This window comes from Micromonospora sp. DH14 (genome assembly GCF_029809455.1).
Lineage (GTDB): Bacteria > Actinomycetota > Actinomycetes > Mycobacteriales > Micromonosporaceae > Micromonospora > Micromonospora parva.
On sequence record NZ_JARVKT010000024.1, the window covers coordinates 66,572 to 87,233 of the forward strand.

19 protein-coding genes are annotated in these 20,662 nt (G+C 72.7%); 8 read left to right on the top strand and 11 right to left on the bottom strand.

Annotated elements, in window-relative coordinates:
- Positions 1–40: 40 nt before the first annotated feature.
- Complete coding sequence (locus QCZ28_RS25330) at positions 41–409, bottom strand: holo-ACP synthase (RefSeq protein WP_279518988.1); 369 nt, start codon at positions 407–409, stop codon at positions 41–43.
- A 174-nt stretch (positions 410–583) separates the two neighbouring features.
- Between QCZ28_RS25330 and QCZ28_RS25335 the strand changes: the two genes are divergently transcribed.
- Both QCZ28_RS25335 and QCZ28_RS25340 read left to right on the top strand, forming a co-directional pair.
- Positions 584–880, top strand: a complete 297-nt coding sequence (locus QCZ28_RS25335; RefSeq protein WP_279518989.1) for a hypothetical protein — start codon at positions 584–586, stop codon at positions 878–880.
- Entirely contained in the window at positions 877–2,469 is a 1,593-nt protein-coding gene (locus QCZ28_RS25340) for an alpha/beta hydrolase (RefSeq protein ID WP_279518990.1), read from the top strand. The genes QCZ28_RS25335 and QCZ28_RS25340 overlap by 4 nt, the downstream gene beginning before the upstream one ends.
- 3 nt (positions 2,470–2,472) lie before the next feature.
- Here QCZ28_RS25340 and glmS read toward each other — a convergent pair whose 3' ends face one another.
- Complete coding sequence (glmS, locus tag QCZ28_RS25345) at positions 2,473–4,386, bottom strand: glutamine--fructose-6-phosphate transaminase (isomerizing) (RefSeq protein WP_279518991.1); 1,914 nt, start codon at positions 4,384–4,386, stop codon at positions 2,473–2,475.
- A 242-nt stretch (positions 4,387–4,628) separates the two neighbouring features.
- Here glmS and QCZ28_RS25350 point away from each other — a divergent pair, with 242 nt between their 5' ends.
- A complete protein-coding gene (locus QCZ28_RS25350) occupies positions 4,629–5,819 on the top strand; it encodes a pyridoxal phosphate-dependent aminotransferase (protein WP_279518992.1) in 1,191 nt (396 codons plus the stop codon).
- Positions 5,820–5,907: 88 nt separating this feature from the next.
- Here QCZ28_RS25350 and glmM read toward each other — a convergent pair whose 3' ends face one another.
- The 7 genes from glmM to QCZ28_RS25385 form a co-directional block, all read right to left on the bottom strand.
- A complete protein-coding gene (gene glmM / locus QCZ28_RS25355; protein ID WP_279518993.1) occupies positions 5,908–7,263 on the bottom strand; it encodes a phosphoglucosamine mutase in 1,356 nt (451 codons plus the stop codon).
- Between the two features lie 119 nt (positions 7,264–7,382).
- Positions 7,383–7,856: a 30S ribosomal protein S9 gene (gene rpsI, locus QCZ28_RS25360; RefSeq protein ID WP_030329997.1), complete on the bottom strand. Its 474-nt coding sequence runs from the start codon at positions 7,854–7,856 to the stop codon at positions 7,383–7,385.
- Positions 7,857–7,876: 20 nt separating this feature from the next.
- Positions 7,877–8,320 carry a 50S ribosomal protein L13 gene (gene rplM, locus QCZ28_RS25365; protein WP_007465158.1) on the bottom strand — a complete coding sequence of 148 codons (444 nt, stop codon included), beginning with the start codon at positions 8,318–8,320 and terminating at the stop codon, positions 7,877–7,879.
- Between the two features lie 209 nt (positions 8,321–8,529).
- On the bottom strand, positions 8,530–9,912 hold the full coding sequence (locus QCZ28_RS25370) for a NarK/NasA family nitrate transporter (protein ID WP_279518994.1): 1,383 nt from the start codon (positions 9,910–9,912) through the stop codon (positions 8,530–8,532).
- A 142-nt stretch (positions 9,913–10,054) separates the two neighbouring features.
- The gene (locus QCZ28_RS25375; RefSeq protein ID WP_030329992.1) at positions 10,055–10,348 is read right to left on the bottom strand and encodes a hypothetical protein; all 294 of its coding nucleotides are present in this window, start codon (positions 10,346–10,348) and stop codon (positions 10,055–10,057) included.
- Positions 10,338–10,595, bottom strand: coding sequence for a DUF6364 family protein (locus tag QCZ28_RS25380; protein WP_030329990.1), 258 nt, complete (start codon positions 10,593–10,595; stop codon positions 10,338–10,340). The genes QCZ28_RS25375 and QCZ28_RS25380 overlap by 11 nt, the downstream gene beginning before the upstream one ends.
- 90 nt (positions 10,596–10,685) lie before the next feature.
- On the bottom strand, positions 10,686–11,381 hold the full coding sequence (locus tag QCZ28_RS25385; RefSeq protein WP_279518995.1) for a class I SAM-dependent methyltransferase: 696 nt from the start codon (positions 11,379–11,381) through the stop codon (positions 10,686–10,688).
- Between the two features lie 572 nt (positions 11,382–11,953).
- Here QCZ28_RS25385 and QCZ28_RS25390 point away from each other — a divergent pair.
- From QCZ28_RS25390 to QCZ28_RS25410, 5 genes are read left to right on the top strand one after another with little or no spacing between them, the layout of a single operon-like run.
- Positions 11,954–14,188 (top strand): molybdopterin oxidoreductase family protein, encoded by a 2,235-nt coding sequence (locus tag QCZ28_RS25390; protein WP_279518996.1) that lies wholly within the window; start codon positions 11,954–11,956, stop codon positions 14,186–14,188.
- Positions 14,185–15,624: an FAD-dependent oxidoreductase gene (locus tag QCZ28_RS25395; protein ID WP_279518997.1), complete on the top strand. Its 1,440-nt coding sequence runs from the start codon at positions 14,185–14,187 to the stop codon at positions 15,622–15,624. The genes QCZ28_RS25390 and QCZ28_RS25395 overlap by 4 nt, the downstream gene beginning before the upstream one ends.
- Complete coding sequence (gene nirB, locus QCZ28_RS25400; protein WP_279518998.1) at positions 15,621–18,143, top strand: nitrite reductase large subunit NirB; 2,523 nt, start codon at positions 15,621–15,623, stop codon at positions 18,141–18,143. The genes QCZ28_RS25395 and nirB overlap by 4 nt, the downstream gene beginning before the upstream one ends.
- Positions 18,140–18,487 carry a nitrite reductase small subunit NirD gene (gene nirD, locus QCZ28_RS25405; RefSeq protein ID WP_279518999.1) on the top strand — a complete coding sequence of 116 codons (348 nt, stop codon included), beginning with the start codon at positions 18,140–18,142 and terminating at the stop codon, positions 18,485–18,487. Before nirB ends, nirD begins: the two co-directional genes overlap by 4 nt.
- Positions 18,487–19,575: a uroporphyrinogen-III synthase gene (locus tag QCZ28_RS25410; protein WP_279519000.1), complete on the top strand. Its 1,089-nt coding sequence runs from the start codon at positions 18,487–18,489 to the stop codon at positions 19,573–19,575. Before nirD ends, QCZ28_RS25410 begins: the two co-directional genes overlap by 1 nt.
- Before the next feature lie 44 nt (positions 19,576–19,619).
- On the opposite strand, the gene QCZ28_RS25415 is transcribed toward QCZ28_RS25410, so the two are convergent.
- A complete protein-coding gene (locus QCZ28_RS25415; protein ID WP_030329978.1) occupies positions 19,620–20,243 on the bottom strand; it encodes an ATP/GTP-binding protein in 624 nt (207 codons plus the stop codon).
- Complete coding sequence (locus QCZ28_RS25420) at positions 20,224–20,589, bottom strand: DUF742 domain-containing protein (RefSeq protein WP_007465174.1); 366 nt, start codon at positions 20,587–20,589, stop codon at positions 20,224–20,226. Before QCZ28_RS25420 ends, QCZ28_RS25415 begins: the two co-directional genes overlap by 20 nt.
- Positions 20,590–20,662 lie beyond the last annotated feature (73 nt).

Consider the following 20,662-nt stretch of genomic DNA (forward strand, 5'->3'; position numbering starts at 1 on the left):
TCCGTTCGCGGGCGGGCCCGGTCGGCCCTCCCGGCCGACGTCATCGTTCCGCGACCACCATCGCCGACGCGATCCCGCCGTCGTGCGACAACGAGAGATGCCAGTGGTTGATCCCCCGCGCCTCGGCCGCCGCGGCGACCGTGCCGGAGACGGCCAACCAGGGGCGGCCGTCCGGGTCGGCAACGACTTCGCAGTCGTGCCAGCTCAGCCCGGCCGGAGCACCGAGCGCCTTGGCCACGGCCTCCTTGGCGGCGAACCGGGCGGCGAGCGACTCGGGCGAGCGCGGGCTGCCGGAGCGGGTGTGCCGCTCGGCCTCGGTGAAGAGCCGGTCGGCCAGCTGCGGCGTCCGGGCCAGGGCTCGGGCGAACCGCTCGACCAGCACGACATCGATGCCGACAGCGACGATCACCACACCACCCTACCGGCGGTCGAGGCCGCAGATTAGCCGTCGGGCTCGCGCTGGGCAACGCCTGTGGACACCCCGGGGTACGCCTCGACGCCGGCTGTCCACAGGGCACCGCTCGACCTGTGGTGCGCGCCTAACGTCAGCGCGTCGATGCCGATCGTCCACGGGGGTGTGCTCATGACCGACGAGCCGTTCACGGTCCGGCCGGAGGAGTTGCGGGCGGTCGCCGTCCTGCTCGACGACGAGGCGCACCGGTTGACGTTGGGCCTCGCCGGGCTGCCCGGGCTGGTGGTGGCGGCCCCCGAATGGCGAGCTGGCGCGGCGCTGGCCGGGTTGGAGGCGGCCGGGCACGCCTGGTTCGGCCGACTGGGCGCACAGGTCGCGGCGGCCTCGGGCGGGGTCCGCGCGGCGGCCGAGGCGTACGAGTCGGTGGACGAGCGGGCCGCCGACCGCTTCGCCGCGGTGCCAAGGTGAGCGGCGTCGGCTACCGGCAGCTGTGGGCTGTCAACCCGCGGGAGTGGCGGGCCGCCGGGGCAGCGTGGGCGGGGTTGACCGGGCCGCTCGATCGGCGCGTCGGTGGGCTGCGCGCGTCCGGCGGGCGGTTGCGGGACGGTTGGTCGGGTGCGGCGGCCACGGCGGCGGACCATCGGCTCACCGTGCTGGGTGCCGAGCTGGCCTCGATCGCACCCGCGCTGATCGAGGTCGACCAGGTGCTGGCCGAGCTGGCCGGTCGGCTGACGGCGGCGAAGGCACGGCTCACCGAGGCGGTCGCCCGGGCCGACGCGGCCGGCCTGCTGGTGGACCGCTCGGGTGGGGTACGGGTCGATCCGACCCGCGCCCAGCCCACCGAGCGGGCCGGGGTGGCAGCGGCCGGAGTCGCCGCGGCCCTGCGCCGCGCGCTCGACGGGGCAGCCACTGCCGACCGGGTCGCCGCCGACCGGTTGGCCGAGCTGGCCCGGGCCGCCGGCACCGGCTGGGCGTCCCCGCCACCTCCCGGCCGGCCGGCACCCGGTGCCGCGCCCGCGCTGGTCAGCGCCTGGTGGTCCGGGTTGACCCCGGCCCAGCGACGGTGGCTGATCGGGCGCGAACCGGCGCTGGTCGGCCGGTTGGACGGGGTGCCGGTGGCCGCCCGCGACCAGGCCAACCGGTTGCAGCTCGACGGGTGGCGAGCGGAGTTGCTGGCCGAGCGTCGACGGCTGCTGTCCCGGGTGCCGCCGGGACCGCTCGCGCCGTTGCGGCTGCACGCGGTGGCGGGGCGGCTGGCCGGCCTGGACGCGCTGGTCGACCGGTTGACCTCCGGCGGGGCACCACGGGCGTACCTGCTCGGGTTGGATCCGGCCGGTGAGGGCCGGGTGGTGGTGGCGCTCGGCGACCCGGACCACGCCGACCGGGTGTTGACCCATGTGCCGGGGATGACCGCCGGGCTGGACGACGCTCCCGGCGAGCTGGGCCGAGTGGCCCGGGTGCTGGAGCGGTGCGCCGCGCTCGCCCCGGGTGAGCGCAGCGCGGCGGTGCTCTGGTTGGACTACGACGCCCCGGACCTGCTGACCGAGGCCGCCTCGACGGGTCAGGCCCGCGACGCCGGCGGGGCGTTGCACCGTTTCCAGGAGGGGCTGCGCGCCAGCCACGACGGGCCACCGGCCCGGCAGACGGTGCTCGGGCACAGCTACGGGTCGGTGGTGGTGGGTGTGGCCGCCCGGGAGCACGGGCTCGACGCCGACGCGCTGGTCTTCGTCGGCTCGCCCGGTGTCGGCGCGTCGCACGCCGGCGAGTTGGGCGTGCCACCGGGGGAGGTCTGGGCGAGCACCGCCCCCGACGACGTGATCCGGGCGGCCCGACCACCGGAGGAGCTGGGCCGCCGGGCCCTGCTGCGTACGGTGCCGCTGGCCGCCGTGGTGGGCTGGCCGGGGCAGAGCGGGCACGAGCTGTGGTTCGGGCACGACCCGTCGGATCCCGGGTTTGGCGGCCGGGTGTTCGGCAGTGGGCGAGGCGGTCACACCGGTTACTGGGACCCGGGCAATCCCGCACTGGACGGGATGGCCCGGGTCGTGCTGGGCCGCTGAGGCTTACTCGACGGTGACCGACTTGGCCAGGTTGCGGGGCTGGTCCACGTCGTGCCCCCGGGCGGCGGCGATCTCGGCGGCGAGCACCTGCAACGGCACGGTGGTGACGAGCGGGGCCAGCAGGGTGGGCGTACGCGGCACGTAGATCAGGTGGTCGGCGTACCGGACGACGGCCTCGTCACCCTCCTCCGCGATGACGATGGTCCGTGCGCCACGAGCCCGGACCTCCTGGATGTTGGAGACGACCTTGTCGTGCAGCATGCCCCGGCCGACCGGCGAGGGCACCACGCAGATCACCGGGGTACCCTTGTCGATCAGGGCGATCGGGCCGTGCTTCAGCTCACCGGCGGCGAAGCCCTCGGCGTGCATGTACGCCAGCTCCTTGAGCTTCAGCGCCCCCTCCAGGGCCACCGGGTAGCCGACGTGCCGGCCGATGAACAGCACTGTCGGCTCGGACTTCAGGTCCCGGGCCAGCTCGCGGACGGGTTCGATCCGGCCGAGCAGCTCCCGCAGCTTGCCGGGAATCTCCTGCAGCTGCGCGACCACCGCGCCCACCTCGTCGGCGAACTTGATCCCGCGCACCTGGGCCAGGTGCAGCCCGATCAGGTAGCAGGCGACGACCTGGGTGAGGAACGCCTTGGTGGAGGCGACGGCGATCTCCGGCCCACCGTGGGTGTAGAGCACGGCGTCGGACTCGCGGGGGATGGTCGAGCCGTTGGTGTTGCAGATCGCCAGCACCCGGGCCTTCTGCTCCTTGGCGTGGCGCAGCGCCATCAGGGTGTCCATCGTCTCGCCGGACTGCGAGATCACCACGATCAGCGTGGACCGGTCGAGGACCGGGTCGCGGTAGCGGAACTCGCTGGCCAGCTCCACCTCGCAGGGGATCCGGGTCCAGTGCTCGATGGCGTACTTGGCGACCATGCCGGCGTGGTACGCCGTGCCGCAGGCCACGATGAAGATCTTGTCGACGTCGCGCAGATCCTGGTCGCTGAGGCGGACCTCGTCGAGGCCGATCTCACCGGTCTCGGTGAGCCGGCCCAGCAGCGTGTCGGCGATGGCCTGCGGCTGCTCCTCGATCTCCTTGAGCATGAACCAGTCGTAGCCGCCCTTCTCCGCGGCCGAGGAGTCCCAGTCGATGTGGAAGTCCTTGCCGGCGGCGGGCTGGCCCTCGAAGTCGGTGATCTCGATGCTGTCACCGGTGATCAGCACGATCTGGTCCTGGCCCAGCTCGACCGCTTCCCGGGTGTGCTCGATGAACGCGGCCACGTCGCTGGCCAGGTAGTTCTCCCCGTCGCCGCGACCGACCACCAGCGGCGAGTTGCGCCGCGCGCCGACCACCGCACCGGGCACGGCGGCGTCGACGGCGAGCAGGGTGAACGCGCCCTCCAGTCGCTGGCAGACCACGCGCATGCCGGCGGCGAGCAGCTGCGGGCTGTCCGGCTGGCCAGCGGCGCGCAGGTCGGCCAGCGCGGCGGCGAGCAGGTGCGCTGCGCACTCGGTGTCGGTGTCACTGGTGAACTGGACGCCGTCGGCCTCCAGCTCGGCGCGGAGCTTGGCGAAGTTCTCGATGATGCCGTTGTGGATCACCGCGACCCGCCCGTCGGGGGCGACGTGTGGGTGGGCGTTGCGGTCGGTCGGGCCGCCGTGGGTGGCCCACCGGGTGTGCCCGATACCGGTGGTGCCGTCACCGATGCCGATCGGGCTGGCCGCGCAGGAGGTCGGGTCGTCGGCGGCCCGCTCGGAGAGCACCTTCTCCAGGTTGGCCAGCTTGCCGGCCTTCTTCTCGGTCAGCAGCTGGTCGTCGCAGACGATCGCGACGCCCGCCGAGTCGTAGCCGCGGTATTCGAGTCGCCGCAGCCCGTCGAGGACGATGCCGAGTGCGGGGCGCGCGCCCGCGTATCCCACGATTCCACACATGGCCCGCAGCCTAACCCAGTTTCACTCATGATGGGTGCTCGAAAGTCGGGTAAACGAACATCAAGTTTGAGCAAACCGCCGAGACGGCAACGACGACCGACGCGGAAACCGGGCCTGAGGTGCCGCGATGCGCCCGCCGCCCTCATCTACCCGCACAGCGAGGCCGCAAGCAGCGAGCCGGGAACCTGCTTCGGCCGAATCTCGGAGGTCGAGTTGACCGGGCAGGCCCGTAGGCTGGCGGCGTGACGACGAGCACCGATGTCGACCCGCTGGTGGCCCGGATGCGGCCGTTCGGCACGACGATCTTCGCCGAGATGTCCGCCCTCGCCGTACGCACCGGCGCGGTCAACCTCGGGCAGGGGTTTCCGGACACCGACGGCCCGCCGGAGATGCTGGCCGCCGCCGCCGAGGCGCTGCGCGGCGGGCAGAACCAGTACCCGCCCGGCCCGGGGATCCCCGCCCTGCGCGCGGCCGTCGCGGCCCACCAGCGGCGGTTCTACGACCTGGCGTACGACCCGGACGGCGAGATCGTGATCACGGCGGGCGCTACCGAGGCGGTCGCGGCGAGCATCCTCGCCCTCTGCGAGCCGGGCGACGAAGTGGTGTGCTTCGAGCCGTACTACGACTCGTACGCCGCCTCGATCGCGCTTGCCGGCGCGGTCCGCCGGCCGGTGACGCTGCGTCCCGCGGCAGACGGCCGGTACGCCTTCGACCCGGCGGCGCTGCGCGCGGCGTTCGGCCCGCGCACCCGACTGGTGCTGCTGAACTCACCGCACAACCCGACCGGCAAGGTCTTCACCCCGGCCGAGTTGGCGCAGGTCGCCGAGTTGTGCCAGGAGTTCGACGCGTACGCGGTCACCGACGAGGTGTACGAGCACCTGGTCTTCACCGACGCGGTGAGCGCGCACGTGCCGCTGGCCAGCCTCCCCGGAATGCGGGAGCGGACGCTGCGCATCTCGTCGGCCGGCAAGACGTTCTCCTGCACCGGGTGGAAGATCGGCTGGGCGAGCGGCCCGGCGGCGCTGGTCTCGGCGGTGCTGCGGGTGAAGCAGTTCCTCACCTACGTCAACGCCGCACCGCTGCAACCGGCGGTGGCCGTGGCGTTGGCCCTGCCGGACGACTACTACACCGGCTTCCGGGACAGCCTCCAGCAACGGCGTGACCAGCTCGTCGGCGGTCTCACCGACGCCGGGTTCGAGGTGCTCGACTCGGAGGGGACGTATTTCGTCACCGCCGACATCACCGCCCTCGGCGGCCGGGACGGCATGGAGTTCTGCCGTTCGTTGCCGGAGCGCTGCGGTGTGGTGGCGGTGCCCACCCAGGTCTTCTACGACGACATCGACGCGGGCCGGCGGCTGGTCCGGTTCGCCTTCTGCAAGCGCCTCGAAGTGCTGGCCGACGCGGTCACCCGATTGCACGCGCTGCGGCGGTGATCCGGCGGCCGGGGAGGCTGCGGCCCGGCCGAGGGGCTGTGGAGCTGATGTCGTCAACGATTCAGCTCCACAGCGTCCAACCGGCCTACTACGTGGCAGGGCTGGCGGTGCGGACCAGTTCGGCGATCCGCTCGGCGACCGACCGGGCGGTCGCCTCGGTGGCCGCCTCGACCATCACCCGGACCAGTGGCTCGGTGCCCGACGGGCGCAGCAGCACCCGACCGGTCTCCCCCAGCTCGGCCTCGGCCCGCTCGACCTCGGCGCGGACGGCTGGCGCGGCCGCGCCGATGGTCCGGTCGCCGACCGGGACGTTGATCAGCACCTGGGGCAGCTTGGTGACCACCGAGGCCAGCTCGGCGAGGGACTGGCCGGTGGCCGCCATCCGGGCCATCAGGTGCAGGCCGGTGAGCACCCCGTCGCCGGTGGTGGCATGCGCGGGCATGACGATGTGGCCGCTCTGCTCACCGCCGAGCGCCAGCCCGGAGGCGCGCAGCTCCTCCAGCACGTACCGGTCGCCGACCTTGGTCTCGATCAGGCGGATGCCCTGCGCGGACATCGCCAGGCGCAGCCCGAGGTTGCTCATCACGGTGGCCACCAGGGTGTCCTGGGTGAGCGTGCCGGCGTCCCGCATGGCCAGCGCGAGGATCGCCATGACCTGGTCGCCGTCCACCTCGTCACCGTCGGCGGTGACCGCCAGGCAGCGATCGGCGTCGCCGTCGTGAGCGATGCCCAGGTGGGCGCCGTGCTCGACCACTGCGGCGCGCAGCGCGTCGATGTGGTTGGAGCCACAGTCGTCGTTGATGTTCAGGCCGTCGGGCTCCGCGTAGATGGCGATGACCTCCGCGCCGGCCTCCCGGTAGGCGACCGGGGCGACCTCGGCGGCGGCGCCGTTGGCGCAGTCGACCACGACCTTGATCCCGTCGAGCCGGTGCCCAACGGTGCCCACCAGGTGCTGGACGTAGTGGTCGGCACCGTCGAGCAGGTCGTGCACGCGGCCGACGCCGGCGCCGATCGGCCGGTCCCAGGCGGTGGTGGCGTTCGTCTCGACGGCCGCCTCGATCCGCATCTCGATCTCGTCGGGCAACTTGTGCCCGCCGGCGGCGAAGAGCTTGATGCCGTTGTCCGGCATCGGGTTGTGTGACGCGGAGAGCATCACACCCAGGTCGGCCTTGGCCTCGGCGGTGAGGAACGCCACCGCGGGGGTGGGCAGCACACCGACCCGGACGACGTTGGCACCGGCGCTGGTCAGCCCGGCCACCACGGCGGCCTCCAGCATCTCGCCGCTGGCGCGGGTGTCCCGGCCGACGACGGCGAGCGGCGGGTGGCTGCGGTCCGTCTCGGCGAGTGTGTGCGCGGCGGCCACCGCCACCGCCAACGCCAACTCCGGGGTGAGATCCGCGTTCGCCCGCCCGCGTACGCCGTCCGTGCCGAACAACCGACCCATACCCGCCAACCTCCGAATGAGCACTGCCTGTGAGGAGAAAGCGGAACGGCCGACCCGCCTCCCTCGACGAGGGGGAGGCGGACCGGCCGTCCGTCAGAAGTACAACGCGCTGGGAAAGATCAGCGCTTCGAGTACTGGGGAGCCTTACGGGCCTTCTTGAGGCCGTACTTCTTGCTCTCCTTGACCCGGGCGTCACGGGTGAGGAAGCCGGCCTTCTTCAGGGCCGGGCGGTCGTCCGGCTCGTTGACGATCAGCGCGCGGGCGATGGCCAGCCGCAGCGCACCGGCCTGGCCGGTGGTGCCACCGCCACGCAGGTTGGCGATGACGTCGAACTGCTCGGGCTTCTCGGCGGTGACCAGCGGGTCCTTGATGAGCTGCTGGTGCACCTTGCTCGGGAAGTACGCCTCAAGGTCGCGACCGTTGCAGGTGATCTTGCCGGTGCCCGGGACGATGCGGACCCGGACGATGGCCTCCTTGCGGCGGCCCACGGTCTGGATCGGCCGGTCACCACGAGGCGCGCGGGCGACGGGCGCCGGCGCCTCGGTGGCCTCGGGGGCTTCCGGGGCGACCTCGGTCTCGATGATGTCGGTCATGCTGCTTCCTTCGCCCGCGCTCACTGCGCGATCTGCTTGATCTCGAACGGCACCGGCTGCTGCGCGAGGTGCGGGTGCTCGGCACCGGCGTAGACCTTCAGCTTCTTGATCAGCTGACGGCCGAGCTTGTTGTGCGGGAGCATCCCCTTCACAGCCAGCTCGATGGCCCGCTCGGGACGCTTGGTCAGCAGCTCGTCGTAGCCGACCTGCTTCAGACCACCCGGGTAACCGGAGTGGCGGTAAGCGACCTTGGTCTGGCGCTTGTTGCCGGTCAACGCAACCTTGCCCGCGTTCACGATGACGACAAAGTCGCCCGTGTCGACGTGCGGCGCGAAAGTCGGCTTGTGCTTACCACGCAGCAACGTGGCGGCGTGGGTGGCCAGGCGGCCCAGCACGACATCAGAGGCGTCGATGACGTGCCACTGACGCTCGATCTCACCCGGCTTCGGGCTGTACGTACGCACAGGTCTACCTTGTCTCGTCGTCGGTCTGGGGTCGCGCGCCGAGGTGACCAGAGTTAGCAGGCCGGACCAGCGCGCACGAACGACCAAGCGTACCTGATGGGGCACGCCTCTGGATGTCGTACAACAGCAGGCAACGATACCCGGCGCCCCGTCCGCAGGTCAAAACGGGGGTACGGTCCCGCACGGTGACGCGCCGAGGGTGGCTCAGCTCACACGTTGGCGAGACGGCCGGCCCTCGGCCGACGGTAGACGACCCAGGTGGCCGCGAAGCACAGCGCGTACCAGCCGATGAAGGCCAGGTAGGCGGCGTCGGCGTTGCCCGAGCTGAGGAACGACTGACGAAACGCGATGTTGACCAGCACGCCACCGGAGGCCCCGATCGCGCCCGCGATGCCGATCAACGCGCCGGTCATCCTTCGGGCCCACCGCGCGGCCGCCTCCGGATCACGCTGACCGCTGGCCACCGCGTCCGCCGCCCGGGCCCGGAAGATCGCCGGGATCATCTTGTAGGTGGAGCCGTTGCCGATGCCGGAGAAGACGAAGAGGGCGAGGAAGCCCGCCAGGTAGAGCCCGAACGAGCGCTCCCGGGCGGCGTACAGCACGGTGCTCGCGCCGACCGCCATCGCCACGAAGTTCCAGAAAGTCACCCGGGCACCGCCCAACCGGTCGGCGAGGTGCCCGCCCAGCGGCCGGATCAGCGATCCGATCAGCGGGCCCAGGAAGGTCAGCCACGCGGCGTCGACGGGGGTGGGGAACCGCTCGGCGAACTGGAGCTGGAGCACCTGACCGAAGGCGAAACCGAAGCCGATGAACGAGCCGAAGGTGCCGATGTAGAGCAGCGACATCACCCAGGTGTGCGGGTCGCGGGCCGCCTCGCGCAACGCCCCCGGCTCGTTGCGCGCTCCGGGCACGGTGTCCAACCAGCGGGCCGCCGCCAGCGCGGCCAGCACGATCAGCGGCAGGTAGACCGCCGGCACCAACCGGGGGTACGCGGCGCCCGCGGTGGCGAGGACCGCCAGGCCGACCAGTTGCACGGCGGGTACGCCCAGGTTGCCCCCGCCGGCGTTGAGCCCGAGCGCCCGCCCCTTGAGTCGCTGCGGGTAGAACAGGTTGATGTTCGCCATCGAGGAGGCGAAGTTGCCGCCACCGACCCCGGTGAGGCAGGCGAGCACCATCAGCGTGGAGTAGGACACCCCGGGTTCCAGCAGCACCGTCATCGGCACCGCGGGCACCAGCAACAGCAGTGCGCTGATGATCGTCCAGCGTCGTCCGCCGAAGCGGGCCACCGCCAGCGTGTACGGCAGCCGCAGCACCGCGCCCAGTGCGGCCGGCACGGCGGTGAGCAGGAACTTCCCGGCCGGATCGATGCCGTACGCGGGGCCGAGGAAGAGCACGGTGACCGACCAGAGGCTCCACACCGAGAAACCGACGTGCTCCGCGAAGATCGAGACCCAGAGGTTGCGTCGGGCGATCGGCGCGCCGGTGGCCTGCCAGAAGTCGGGGTCCTCGGGGCGCCAGTCGTGCAGCGGTTGCCGGCGACCGGTGACGGCAGGCGGCTCGGTGGTGACTGCGGTGCTGGTGAGCGTGCTCACGGCGGCTCCTCCTCGTCGATGTGACGAGGGGAAACGCTAGGAACACCGGGTTACCTGGCAGTGCCCGTCGCGGGTCGGGCCGGAAACGGGGATCGCACCACGGGCCGGCGGCGGTGGTGAGCACGCCATCCGGGCCGCGTGCTCAGAGCTGTTGGAGAATGCGCAGCGCGCGGCCGACCCGGAGCATGGTGTCGGCGTCGGCGACGTCCACGCACCCGGTGAACCACTTCTTCATGGGTGAGGAGATCCGGTCGGGCATCACGACGTACCGGCCCATCGGCACGGCGAGCGGCGAGTCCCGCAGCAGCGACTCCTCGACCACCTCGACGACGATCACGATGGGTACGTCTGTGGAGTTGTAGACGTCCGAGCTGATCACCAGGCCGAGGCGTTCCCGGGCGCCCTCGATGCGCCAGATCTCACCCCTACGCAGCACGCGGCCGTCCGTCGGAGAACAGGTCGTTGACCATGCCCACCTCGCGGGCGTCGGCGAGGGCGGCGGACTCCAGATCCAGGCTGGCGCGGCCCACGGCGGCGGCGTGCGCGGTGAAGACCTCGCGCAACGCCTTCTCCCGGGCGGCCTGGTCCATCCACGCGGAGAGCGACAGCCCTTCGCGCTTGGCGAACCGCCGCGCCTCCTCGATCGTCTCGTCCGTGAACGAGAGAGTCACCTTGGCAGTCATGCCGAGCAGATTACCCAGCGGTGTGACCGACAGTCATCCCGGCGCTCGCCGGCTCGCCCCCGGGCGACGAAAGGCACATTCCGCCGAGGCTCACCCGGCCCGGCCGCCGAACACCGCGAAGCGCCACTCCTTGAAGTAGCAGTCGACGTCGACCAGGCCCGCCTCGGCGAGCCACCGGCACTGGTCGGCCACGCTCGCCGGACGGTCGTGGCGCATCCGCTCCCGGGACCCCGCGATCTCCTCGGGGGACGCACCCAGCTCGGTGATCCGCTCCAGCCACACCTCGTCGTAGCGCCGGTCCAGCTCCGCGGTCGGGCCGGCGACCTGCTCGGCGTTGACGAACACCCCGCCCGGTGCCAGCGCGGCGGCGGCCCGCCGGTAGAGCGCGCGCTTGCCGCCGTCGTCCAGGTGATGGATCGCCAGGGCGCTGACCACCGCGTCGTACCGGCCGGGCGGCAGCTCGTCGGCCAGGTCCGCCTGGACCGCGCGGTGCGGCACGGACCGCGCGGCCAACTGGTCGGTGGCGCGGGCGAGCATCGCCGGGGCTCCGTCCACCACCGTCAGCCGGACTCCGGGCACCGCCGTGGCCAGCAGCAGCGAGAGCAGGCCGGTGCCCGCGCCCAGATCCAACACCTCCGGGGTACGCCCGGCGGCGAGCGCGGCGCGCAGCGGCGGCGCGGCCACCTGGACGGCGGTGCCGTAGAAGGCGTCGAAGCAGGGCACCAGCCGCCTGCGCGCCTCGTCGTAGGTGCCGGCCACCGCGTCGAAGACGTCCGTCACGCTCATCGCAACTCCCATGTTTTGAGACAGATTTCCCATATTATAAGCGGAGCGCGATGCACGACGCTGATCAGGACCTCGATAGCCCTCGGCGTCCTGGCGATCTCCAGGAGACCGAGGGCACACGCCTCGGTCTCCAAGAGACCGGGCACTCAGGCGTGCTGGAACCAGCGAATCGCGAGAGCCTCGCGTTCCCAGTCGACCCACTCGCGCAGCCATTGCCCACGCCCGCCGAGATCGGCCGCTTTTCAGGACGACCCGGGTGAGCCCGTGCCGGACAAGCCGCCCGATCGGAAGCCCACGCCGAAGCCCACGCCGAAAACCGAACCGACGCCCGAACCAAGAGCCGAACCGAGGCCCACTTGCGCGAACGGTCCCCGCGAGATGGGGTGCGCTGCCGCTTTGGAGCTGATGTCGCAAACGAGTCAGCCGCCGCTGCCGTCAGCGGTTCAGCTCCACCGACTCCGACTCACACCCGCCAACGCGCCCGCTGCCCGTGTGCGGTGTGAGCCCCACTTGACAGGACCGAAACAGAAGGGACCCGGACCGGAAACCGCCCGACGGCACGCTTTCCCGACATGACAGACGGTGCACGGTCGGCAACTCCACCGGGGCTGACGCCCCGGGAAGTGGCGACGCACTGCCCGTACTGCGCACTGCAGTGCGGAATGACGCTGCGCGCGGGCGACACCGGGGTGACGGTCCACCCGCGCCAGTTCCCCACCAATCGGGGCGGGCTCTGCCAGAAGGGTTGGACAGCCGCCGAACTGCTCGACCACCCGGACCGACTGACCACCCCGCTGGTGCGCGACCCGGCCACCGACACACTGCAACCGGCAAGCTGGGACACCGCGCTCGACCGGGTGGTCGCCGGCATCCGCGCCGTCCAGGCCGACGCCGGCCGGGACGCGGTCGCCGTCTTCGGCGGTGGCGGCCTGACCAACGAGAAGGCGTACGCGTTGGGGAAGTTCGCCCGGATCGGGCTGCGTACCCGGCACATCGACTACAACGGACGGTTCTGCATGTCCTCGGCGGCAGCCGCCGGGATGCGCGCCTTCGGCATCGACCGCGGGCTGCCGTTCCCGCTCGCGGACCTGGGCCGGGCCGACACGCTGCTGCTGGTCGGGGCGAACCCGGCGGAGACCATGCCGCCGCTGGTGCGGTGGCTCACCGAGCAGCGCGGCAACGGCGGGAAACTGATCGTCGTCGACCCCCGGGTCACCGCCACCGCCCGCCAGGCCGACCTGCACCTGCAACCACTGCCCGGCACCGACCTCGCGGTGGCCAACGCGCTGCTGCACATCGCGCTCACCGAGGGGTGGGTCGACCGGGCATACGTGGCCGAGCGCACCACCGGATTCGACGCGGTCCGCCGCGGCGTCGCCGCCTGGTGGCCGGCCCGCGCGGAACAGCTGTCCGGGGTGCCGGTGGCCGACCTGGAGGCGACCGCCCGCGCGCTGGGCACCGGCGGTCGGGTGATCATCCTGACCGCGCGCGGCGCCGAGCAGCACGCCAAGGGGGTGGACACCGTCACCGCGTACGTCAATCTCGCCCTCGCCCTCGGTCTGCCCGGCCGCGACGGTTCGGGGTACGGCTGCCTCACCGGCCAGGGCAACGGCCAGGGCGGCCGGGAGCACGGGCAGAAGGCCGACCAGCTCCCCGGCTACCGCAAGATCGACGACCCGGCGGCCCGGGAACACGTGGCCCGGGTCTGGGGCGTGCCGGCCGACGAGCTGCCCGGCCCGGGGGTGCCGGCCTACCAACTGCTCGACGCGCTGGGCACCCCGGGCGGGCCGCGCGCGTTGCTGGTGTTCGGGTCCAACCCGGTGGTCTCGGCACCCCGGGCGGCCCGGATCGAGGGCCGGCTGCGCGACCTGGACCTGCTGGTCGTCGCCGACCTGCTGCTCTCCGAGACGGCCGCGTTGGCGGACGTGGTGCTGCCCACCGCGCAGTGGGCCGAGGAGGACGGCACCATGACCAACCTGGAGGGTCGGGTGCTGCGTCGCCGCGCACTACGGCCACCCCCGCCGGACGTCCGGACCGACCTGGCCATCATCGCCGACCTGGCGGCGCGACTGGCAGCCGCCGAAGCGACAGTCACCGAACCGGCCGGCACGGCACCGACAACCACCAGGACGCCCGGCACCGCACCGGCCGGCACGGCACCGGCACCCGCCGAGACGGCCGGGCAACCGGAAGCCGCCGTCTCGGCGGGGCGTTTTCCCACCGACCCGGCTGCCGTCTTCGCCGAGCTGCGCCGCGCCTCCGCCGGTGGGGCCGCCGACTACGCCGGCATCAGCTGGGACCGGATCGACGCCGACGACGGCGTCTACTGGCCCTGCCCGACCGAGGACGGGCCGGACACGCCACGACTCTTCGCCGACCGGTTCGCCACCCCGGACGGCCGGGCCCGATTCCACGCCGTCGACCATCGGCCGGCCGCCGAACAGGTCTGCGCCACGTATCCGCTGCACTTCACCACCGGTCGGGTGCTCGCGCAGTACCAGTCGGGAACCCAGACCCGACGGGTGGCCGCGCTGCGCCGCGCCGCCCCGGAGGCGTTCGTCGAACTGCACCCCGACCTGGCCGCCCGGTTGGGCATCGACGACGGCGACCCGGTGCGGGTCACCTCGCGCCGAGGTGAGTTCCGCGCCCCGGCCCGTCTCAGCGCCGGGATCCGACCCGACACCGTGTTCGCCCCGTTCCACTACGCGGGGGCGGAACGCGCCAACTCGGTGACCAACGACGCGGTCGACCCGATCTCCGGGATGCCCGAGTTCAAGATCTGCGCCGTCCGGGTGGAGAAGGCATGACCGCCCGGGTGGTCATCGTCGGCAACGGCATGGCGGGCGCGCGCCTCGCCGGTGAGCTGCACGCCCGGGAGGGAGACCGGAAGGTCACGGTCCTCGGGGCCGAGCCGCACCGCGCGTACAACCGGATCCTGCTCTCCACCCTGCTGGCCGGCCGGATCGGCGAGCCGGACGTGGAGCTCACCGAAGCCGCCGGGCACGGCGTCGACCTGCGCAGCGGCGTACCGGTGACCGCCATCGACCGGTCCGCCCGGCAGGTCCGCACCGACGACGGCGAACGAATCGGGTACGACCATCTGGTGCTGGCCACCGGTGCCCGCGCGGTGGTGCCGTCGCTGCCCGGCCTCGACCCGGCGAACCTGCCGGAGCGGGTGGTCCCCTTCCGGACCCTTGACGACTGCCGGCGGATTCTCGCCGCGGCGGACGGCGCCCGCAGCGCGCTGGTGCTCGGCGGCGGGCTCCTCGGCCTGGAGGCCGCCCGGGGGCTGGCCATCCGGGGCCTGGCCACCACCGTGGTGCACCCGAGAGAACACCTGATGGAACGGCAACTGGACCCGGCGGCCGGTGCGGTGCTCGCCGGCACACTCGCCGGTTTCGGCGTCACCGTCCAACTGGGAGTGTCGGCCACCGGCGTGGAAACGGACGCCAACGGTGTCCGCCTCGACCTGGCCGACGGCCGGTCGCTCCGCGCCGACCTGCTGGTGCTCTCCTGCGGCGTACGACCGGACACCGCCCTCGCGCAGGCCGCCGGCCTGAGCGTGCGGCGCGGCGTGGTGGTGGACGACCGGCTCCGCACCAGCGACCGGTCCATCTCCGCGATCGGCGACTGCGCCGAGCACGACGGCGTACTCACCGGGCTGGTGGCGCCCGCCTGGGCCCAGGCCCAGGTGCTCGCGGACGTGCTGACCGGCACCGACCCACTGGCCCGCTACCGGCCCCGGCCGGTGGTGACCCGGCTGAAGGCCGCCGGGATCGACCTGGCCTCGATGGGTGACGCGGCCGGCGGCGAGCCGGGCGAGGAGCTGACCTTCGCCGACCCGGCCCGGGGCACGTACGCCCGGTTGCGGATCCGGGACGAGCGGTTGATCGGCGCGATCCTGCTCGGCGACAACCCGGCGGTCGGCACGGTGATCCAACTGTTCGACCGTGGCCACCCGGTGCCGACCGACCGGCGGGCGCTGCTGCTGGGCCGGGCACTCGGTGCGGTCGGCGCGACCCCGGCCGCCTCACCGGCGCTGATGCCGGACGCGGCCACAGTGTGCCAGTGCAACACGGTGAGCAAGGGCGCACTGGTCAGAAGCTGGCGCTCCGGCGCCCGGACTGTCGATGCGGTGGTGGCCGCGACCCGGGCCGGCACCGGATGCGGCGGATGCCGGGACGCGGTGAGCGGCATCGTCGACTGGCTGAGCCAGTCGGAATCGGTGGAGGTGACGCGATGAGCGGCGGCGATCTGATCGTCATCGGCAACGGAATGGTCGGGCAGCGGTTCGTGGACGCGCTGCGCGCCCGCGACCCCCAGGGCAACTGGCGGGTGACGGTGCTGGCCGAGGAGGGGCGCCCGGCGTACGACCGGGTGCGGCTCTCGGCGTACTTCGACGGGGTGACCGAGAGCGAACTCAACCTGCACACACCCGACGACGGGGTGCGGCTGCGCCTCGGCGAACCGGCCACCGCCGTCGACCGGGACCGACAGGTGGTGACCACCGCCGTCGGCGAGTACCGCTACGACGCGCTGGTGCTGGCCACCGGGTCGTACCCGTTCGTGCCGCCGGTGGCCGGCACCGAACTGCCCGGGGTCTTCGTCTACCGGACCCTGGACGACCTGGCGGCGATCCGGGCGTACGCGCGGGGCCGGCGGGTCGGCGCGGTGATCGGGGGCGGCCTGCTCGGTCTGGAGGCCGCTAACGCCCTGCGACTGCTCGGCCTGAGCACCGACGTGGTCGAGTTCGCTCCCCGGTTGATGCCGGTGCAGGTGGACCAGGCCGGCGGCGCGATGCTGCGGCGCTACGTCGACGACCTGGGCGTACGGACCCATCTCGGGGTGGCGACCACGGCGATCCGTCCCGGCCCGGACGGCGGTGTCGCGGCCCTGGAACTCTCCGACGGCAGCACCATCGACGCCGACCTGGTGGTGGTGGCCGCCGGCATCCGGCCCCGGGACCAGTTGGCCCGCGACGCCGGTCTGCCGCTGGGCCCGCGCGGCGGGGTGCTCGTCGACGCGACCTGCCGCACCGTCGACGAACGGATCTGGGCGGTCGGCGAGTGCGCGGCGGTCGACGGCACCTGCCACGGTCTGGTCGCGCCGGGCTACGCGACGGCCGAGGTGGTGGCCGACCGGCTGGTCGGCGGCGCGGCGACCTTCCCGGGCGCGGACACCGCCACCAAACTCAAGCTGCTCGGCGTGGACGTGGCCTCGTTCGGTGACGCCCACGGTGCCACCGAGGGCTGCCTGGACGTCACGTTCACCGACCCGGCCACCCGGGTGTACGCGAAGCTGGTCCTCTCCGACGACGCGCACACCCTGCTCGGCGGGGTGCTGGTCGGCGACGCCAGCGCGTACCCGACGCTGCGCGCGAGTGTGGGCGGCCCGCTGCCGGCCGCGCCGCTGGCGCTGCTCGCCCCCGACGGCGGCGGCGCGGACGCCGGGGCGCTGCCGGCCACCGCGCAGGTCTGCTCCTGCAACGCGGTGACCCGGGGCGACGTGGACGCCGCCATCGCCGGCGGTTGCGCGGACGTGGCGGCGCTGAAGGCCTGCACCCGGGCTGGCACCAGCTGCGGTTCCTGCGTGCCGATGCTGAAGCAACTCCTGGACGCGGCGGGGGTGGCGCAGTCCAGCGCGCTCTGCGAGCACTTCGACGTCAGCCGGCGGGAGCTGTTCGAGATCGTCCGGGTGCGCGGCATCCGCACCTTCTCCCGGCTGGTCGCCGAGCACGGTCGGGGCCGTGGCTGCGACATCTGCAAGCCGGTGGTGGCCTCGATCCTCGCCTCGCTGGGCAACGGGCACGTGCTCGACGGCGAGCAGGCGTCGTTGCAGGACACCAACGACCACTTCCTGGCCAACCTGCAACGCGACGGCAGCTACTCGGTGGTGCCCCGGATACCGGGCGGCGAGATCACCCCGGAGAAGCTGATCGTGATCGGCGAGGTCGCCCGGGACTTCCAGCTCTACACGAAGATCACCGGTGGGCAGCGGATCGACCTGTTCGGGGCGCGGGTGGAGCAGTTGCCGCAGATCTGGCGGCGGCTGGTGGACGCCGGCTTCGAGTCCGGTCACGCGTACGGCAAGGCGCTGCGCACTGTGAAGTCGTGCGTGGGTGAGACGTGGTGCCGATACGGGGTGCAGGACTCGGTGGGGTTGGCCGTCGCGCTGGAGCTGCGCTACCGCGGGCTACGCGCCCCGCACAAGCTCAAGTCGGCGGTCTCCGGTTGCGCCCGGGAGTGCGCCGAGGCGCGCAGCAAGGACTTCGGCATCATCGCCACCGAGACCGGCTGGAATCTCTACGTGGGCGGCAACGGCGGTTTCCGCCCCCGGCACGCCGACCTGTTCGCCACCGACCTGTCCACTGACGAGCTGATCACGCTGATCGACAGATTCCTGATCTACTACATCCGCACCGCCGACCGGCTGCAACGCACCGCCGGCTGGATCGAGGCGATGGACGGCGGCCTCGACCACCTGCGCGCGGTGATCGTGGACGACTCGCTCGGGCTCTGCGCCGACCTGGACGCGGCGATGGCCCGGCACGTGTCGTCGTACTCCGACGAGTGGCGTGACGTCCTGGACGACCCGGACCGGCTGCGCCGCTACACGTCCTTCGTCAACGCCCCCGACGTGCCGGACCCGTCGATCACCTTCACCCGGGAACGCGGCCAGCCGGTTCCCGTACGCGCTGACGGTCCGCCCGGCGGTCACCGTCCGCAACCCGTCACCCTTGGCCTACCGGAGGTACGGCGATGACCCAGACCCTCGCGCTCACCTGGACCACCGTCTGCCTCCTCGACCGGTTGGAACCGGACCGGGGTGTCGCCGCCCTGGTCGACGGGGTGCAGATCGCCCTCTTCCGGACCGCCGACGGGCTGTTCGCGATCGACAACCGCGATCCGGTCTCCGGGGCGTACGTGCTGTCCCGGGGCATCGTGGGCAGCCGCGGCGGGATGCCGACCGTCGCCTCACCGCTGCACAAGCAGGTGTACGACCTGCGCAGCGGGCACTGCCTCGACCTGCCCGGGGTGGCGGTGGCCCGACACGACGCGCGCTGCCGAGACGGGCTGGTCGAGGTGCGGCTGCGACAGGAGGCTTGATGCGGGAAGAACTGGCGGGCTTCACCATCGGGGTGACCGCCGACCGGCGGCGCGACGAGCTGGCCGCGCTGCTCGAACGACGGGGCGCCCGGGTGGTGCTCGCCCCGGCGTTGCGGATCGTGCCGCTCTCCGACGACACCGAGCTGCGCGAGGCGACCCGCGCCTGCCTCGACCAGCCGCCGGACATCCTGATGGCCAACACCGGCATCGGTATGCGCGGTTGGCTGGAGGCGGCCGAGGGTTGGGGGCTGGCCGAGCCGCTGCGTTCCGTGCTGGCCAGCTCGTACGTGGTGGCGCGCGGCCCGAAGGCACGCGGCGCGATCCGGGCGGCCGGCCTGCACGACCAGTGGTCGCCGGCCTCGGAGAGCTGCGACGAGGTGGTCGACCACCTGCGTCGGCGCGGCGTCGCCGGGCAGGTGATCGCCATGCAGCTGCACGGCGAGCGGCAACCCGAGTGCACGCTCGCGCTGGAGGCGGCGGGTGCCACCGTCATCGAGGTGCCGGTCTACCGCTGGGCACCGCCGACCGACCCGGCGCCGCTGCACCGGTTGATCGACCTGATCGCCGGCCGGCTGGTGGACGCGGTGACGTTCACGTCGGCGCCGGCGGCCGAGGCGTTGCTGCGGGCCGCCGGGGACCGCACCGACGCGGTGCTGTCCGCGTTGCGCAGTGATGTGCTGGCCAGTTGCGTCGGCGCGGTGACCGCCGAGCCGCTGCTGCGACGCGGGGTGCCGGTGAGCGCGCCGGGTCGGGCCCGGTTGGGTGCGCTGGTGCGGACCATCGTCGACGAGCTGCCCCGCCGGACCGTGACATTCAAGGCCGCCGGGCACCTGCTCACGTTGCGCGGGCACGCCGCGGTGATCGACGGCGAGCTGCGGCCACTCGCGCCCGCGCCGATGGCGGTGTTGCGGGCACTGGCCCAGTCACCGGGGCGGGTGCTGTCCCGCACGGCGTTGCTGCGGACCCTGCCCCGGGGCGCTGACGAGCACGCCGTGGAGATGGCCGTCGCCCGCCTGCGGGCCGGCCTGCACGCGCCCCGCGTGGTGCAGACCGTGGTCAAGCGCGGCTACCGGCTGCGGGTGGACTGAACGCGTCACGGCCGGCCGTCGCGCGCCGGCCGTGACGCGATGGTTCAGCCGACCGGCGTCGGAAAGCCCCGCCCGTGCTCCGACTGGAGCCGGAGCATGGCGTGCTCGACCACCGTCACCAGCACCTGCTTGACCGAGTCCCGCTGCCGGGCGTCGGTCATCACCAGCGGCACCTGCGGCGAGATGGCCAGCGCCTCGCGGACCTCCTCCGCCTCGTACTGCGGAGCGCCGTCGAACTTGTTCAGCGCCACCACGTACGGCAGGTTGCGGTTCTCGAAGTAGTCCAGCGGGGCGAAGGCATCGGTGATCCGGCGGGTGTCCACCAGCACGGCGGCACCCACCGCCCCACGGATGATCTCGTCCCACATGAACCAGAACCGCGTCTGACCCGGTGTACCGAAGAGGTACAGGATCAGGTCCTGGGCCATGGTGATCCGGCCGAAGTCCATGGCGACCGTGGTGGTCTCCTTGCCCGGCACCTTGGACGGGTCGTCGATGCCGACACCCGCCGCGGTCATCAACGCCTCGGTGGTCAGCGGTGTGATCTCGGAGATCGCCCCGACCAGTGTCGTCTTACCGACGCCGAAGCCGCCCGCGACGACGATCTTCGCGGATACGATTCCCCGGCCCGGCCGCCCCCCTGCGGGGTCATAGCCTGCGAAGTCCACTTAGCACCCTTCCAAGCAGTTCCATCCGCTCCTCGAACCCCTCGGCGGGAGCAGCAGTGTGTAACGTCAGCAGGCTCTCGGCCACCATGTCGGCGACCAACACCCGGGCGACGCCCAGCGGCATCCGGGTGTACGCGGCGATCTCCGCCAGCGACTGTGCCCGGCCCTCACAGACCGTGGCGATGCGGTGCTTGTCGTGCCCGGCGAAGCGGGATTCCGCGACCTGGGTGGGCGAGGCGGTGAGGACGGCCTCAAGGGCGATGTCCTGCCGGGGCTCGGTACGACCACGGGTGACCGCGTACGGACGCACCAGCGCGCCGCGCGGGTCAGCGCGTCGTTGGTCCATTCCCGGTCACCTCCTCGTCCTCCGCGGAGCCGGCCTGCGCCGCCTCTCGTCCCTGGTCCGGCGCTCGGAGTGA

Excerpts from the sequence above, each read along its gene's own strand:
- QCZ28_RS25335 (WP_279518989.1), top strand. The coding sequence starts at position 584 with ATGACCGACGAGCCGTTCACGGTCCGGCCGGAGGAGTTGCGGGCGGTC.
- glmS (WP_279518991.1), bottom strand. The coding sequence starts at position 4,386 with ATGTGTGGAATCGTGGGATACGCGGGCGCGCGCCCCGCACTCGGCATC.
- glmM (WP_279518993.1), bottom strand. The coding sequence starts at position 7,263 with ATGGGTCGGTTGTTCGGCACGGACGGCGTACGCGGGCGGGCGAACGCG.
- rpsI (WP_030329997.1), bottom strand. The coding sequence starts at position 7,856 with ATGACCGACATCATCGAGACCGAGGTCGCCCCGGAAGCCCCCGAGGCC.
- QCZ28_RS25380 (WP_030329990.1), bottom strand. The coding sequence starts at position 10,595 with ATGACTGCCAAGGTGACTCTCTCGTTCACGGACGAGACGATCGAGGAG.
- QCZ28_RS25385 (WP_279518995.1), bottom strand. The coding sequence starts at position 11,381 with ATGAGCGTGACGGACGTCTTCGACGCGGTGGCCGGCACCTACGACGAG.
- QCZ28_RS25390 (WP_279518996.1), top strand. The coding sequence starts at position 11,954 with ATGACAGACGGTGCACGGTCGGCAACTCCACCGGGGCTGACGCCCCGG.
- QCZ28_RS25395 (WP_279518997.1), top strand. The coding sequence starts at position 14,185 with ATGACCGCCCGGGTGGTCATCGTCGGCAACGGCATGGCGGGCGCGCGC.
- nirB (WP_279518998.1), top strand. The coding sequence starts at position 15,621 with ATGAGCGGCGGCGATCTGATCGTCATCGGCAACGGAATGGTCGGGCAG.
- nirD (WP_279518999.1), top strand. The coding sequence starts at position 18,140 with ATGACCCAGACCCTCGCGCTCACCTGGACCACCGTCTGCCTCCTCGAC.
- QCZ28_RS25410 (WP_279519000.1), top strand. The coding sequence starts at position 18,487 with ATGCGGGAAGAACTGGCGGGCTTCACCATCGGGGTGACCGCCGACCGG.
- QCZ28_RS25420 (WP_007465174.1), bottom strand. The coding sequence starts at position 20,589 with ATGGACCAACGACGCGCTGACCCGCGCGGCGCGCTGGTGCGTCCGTAC.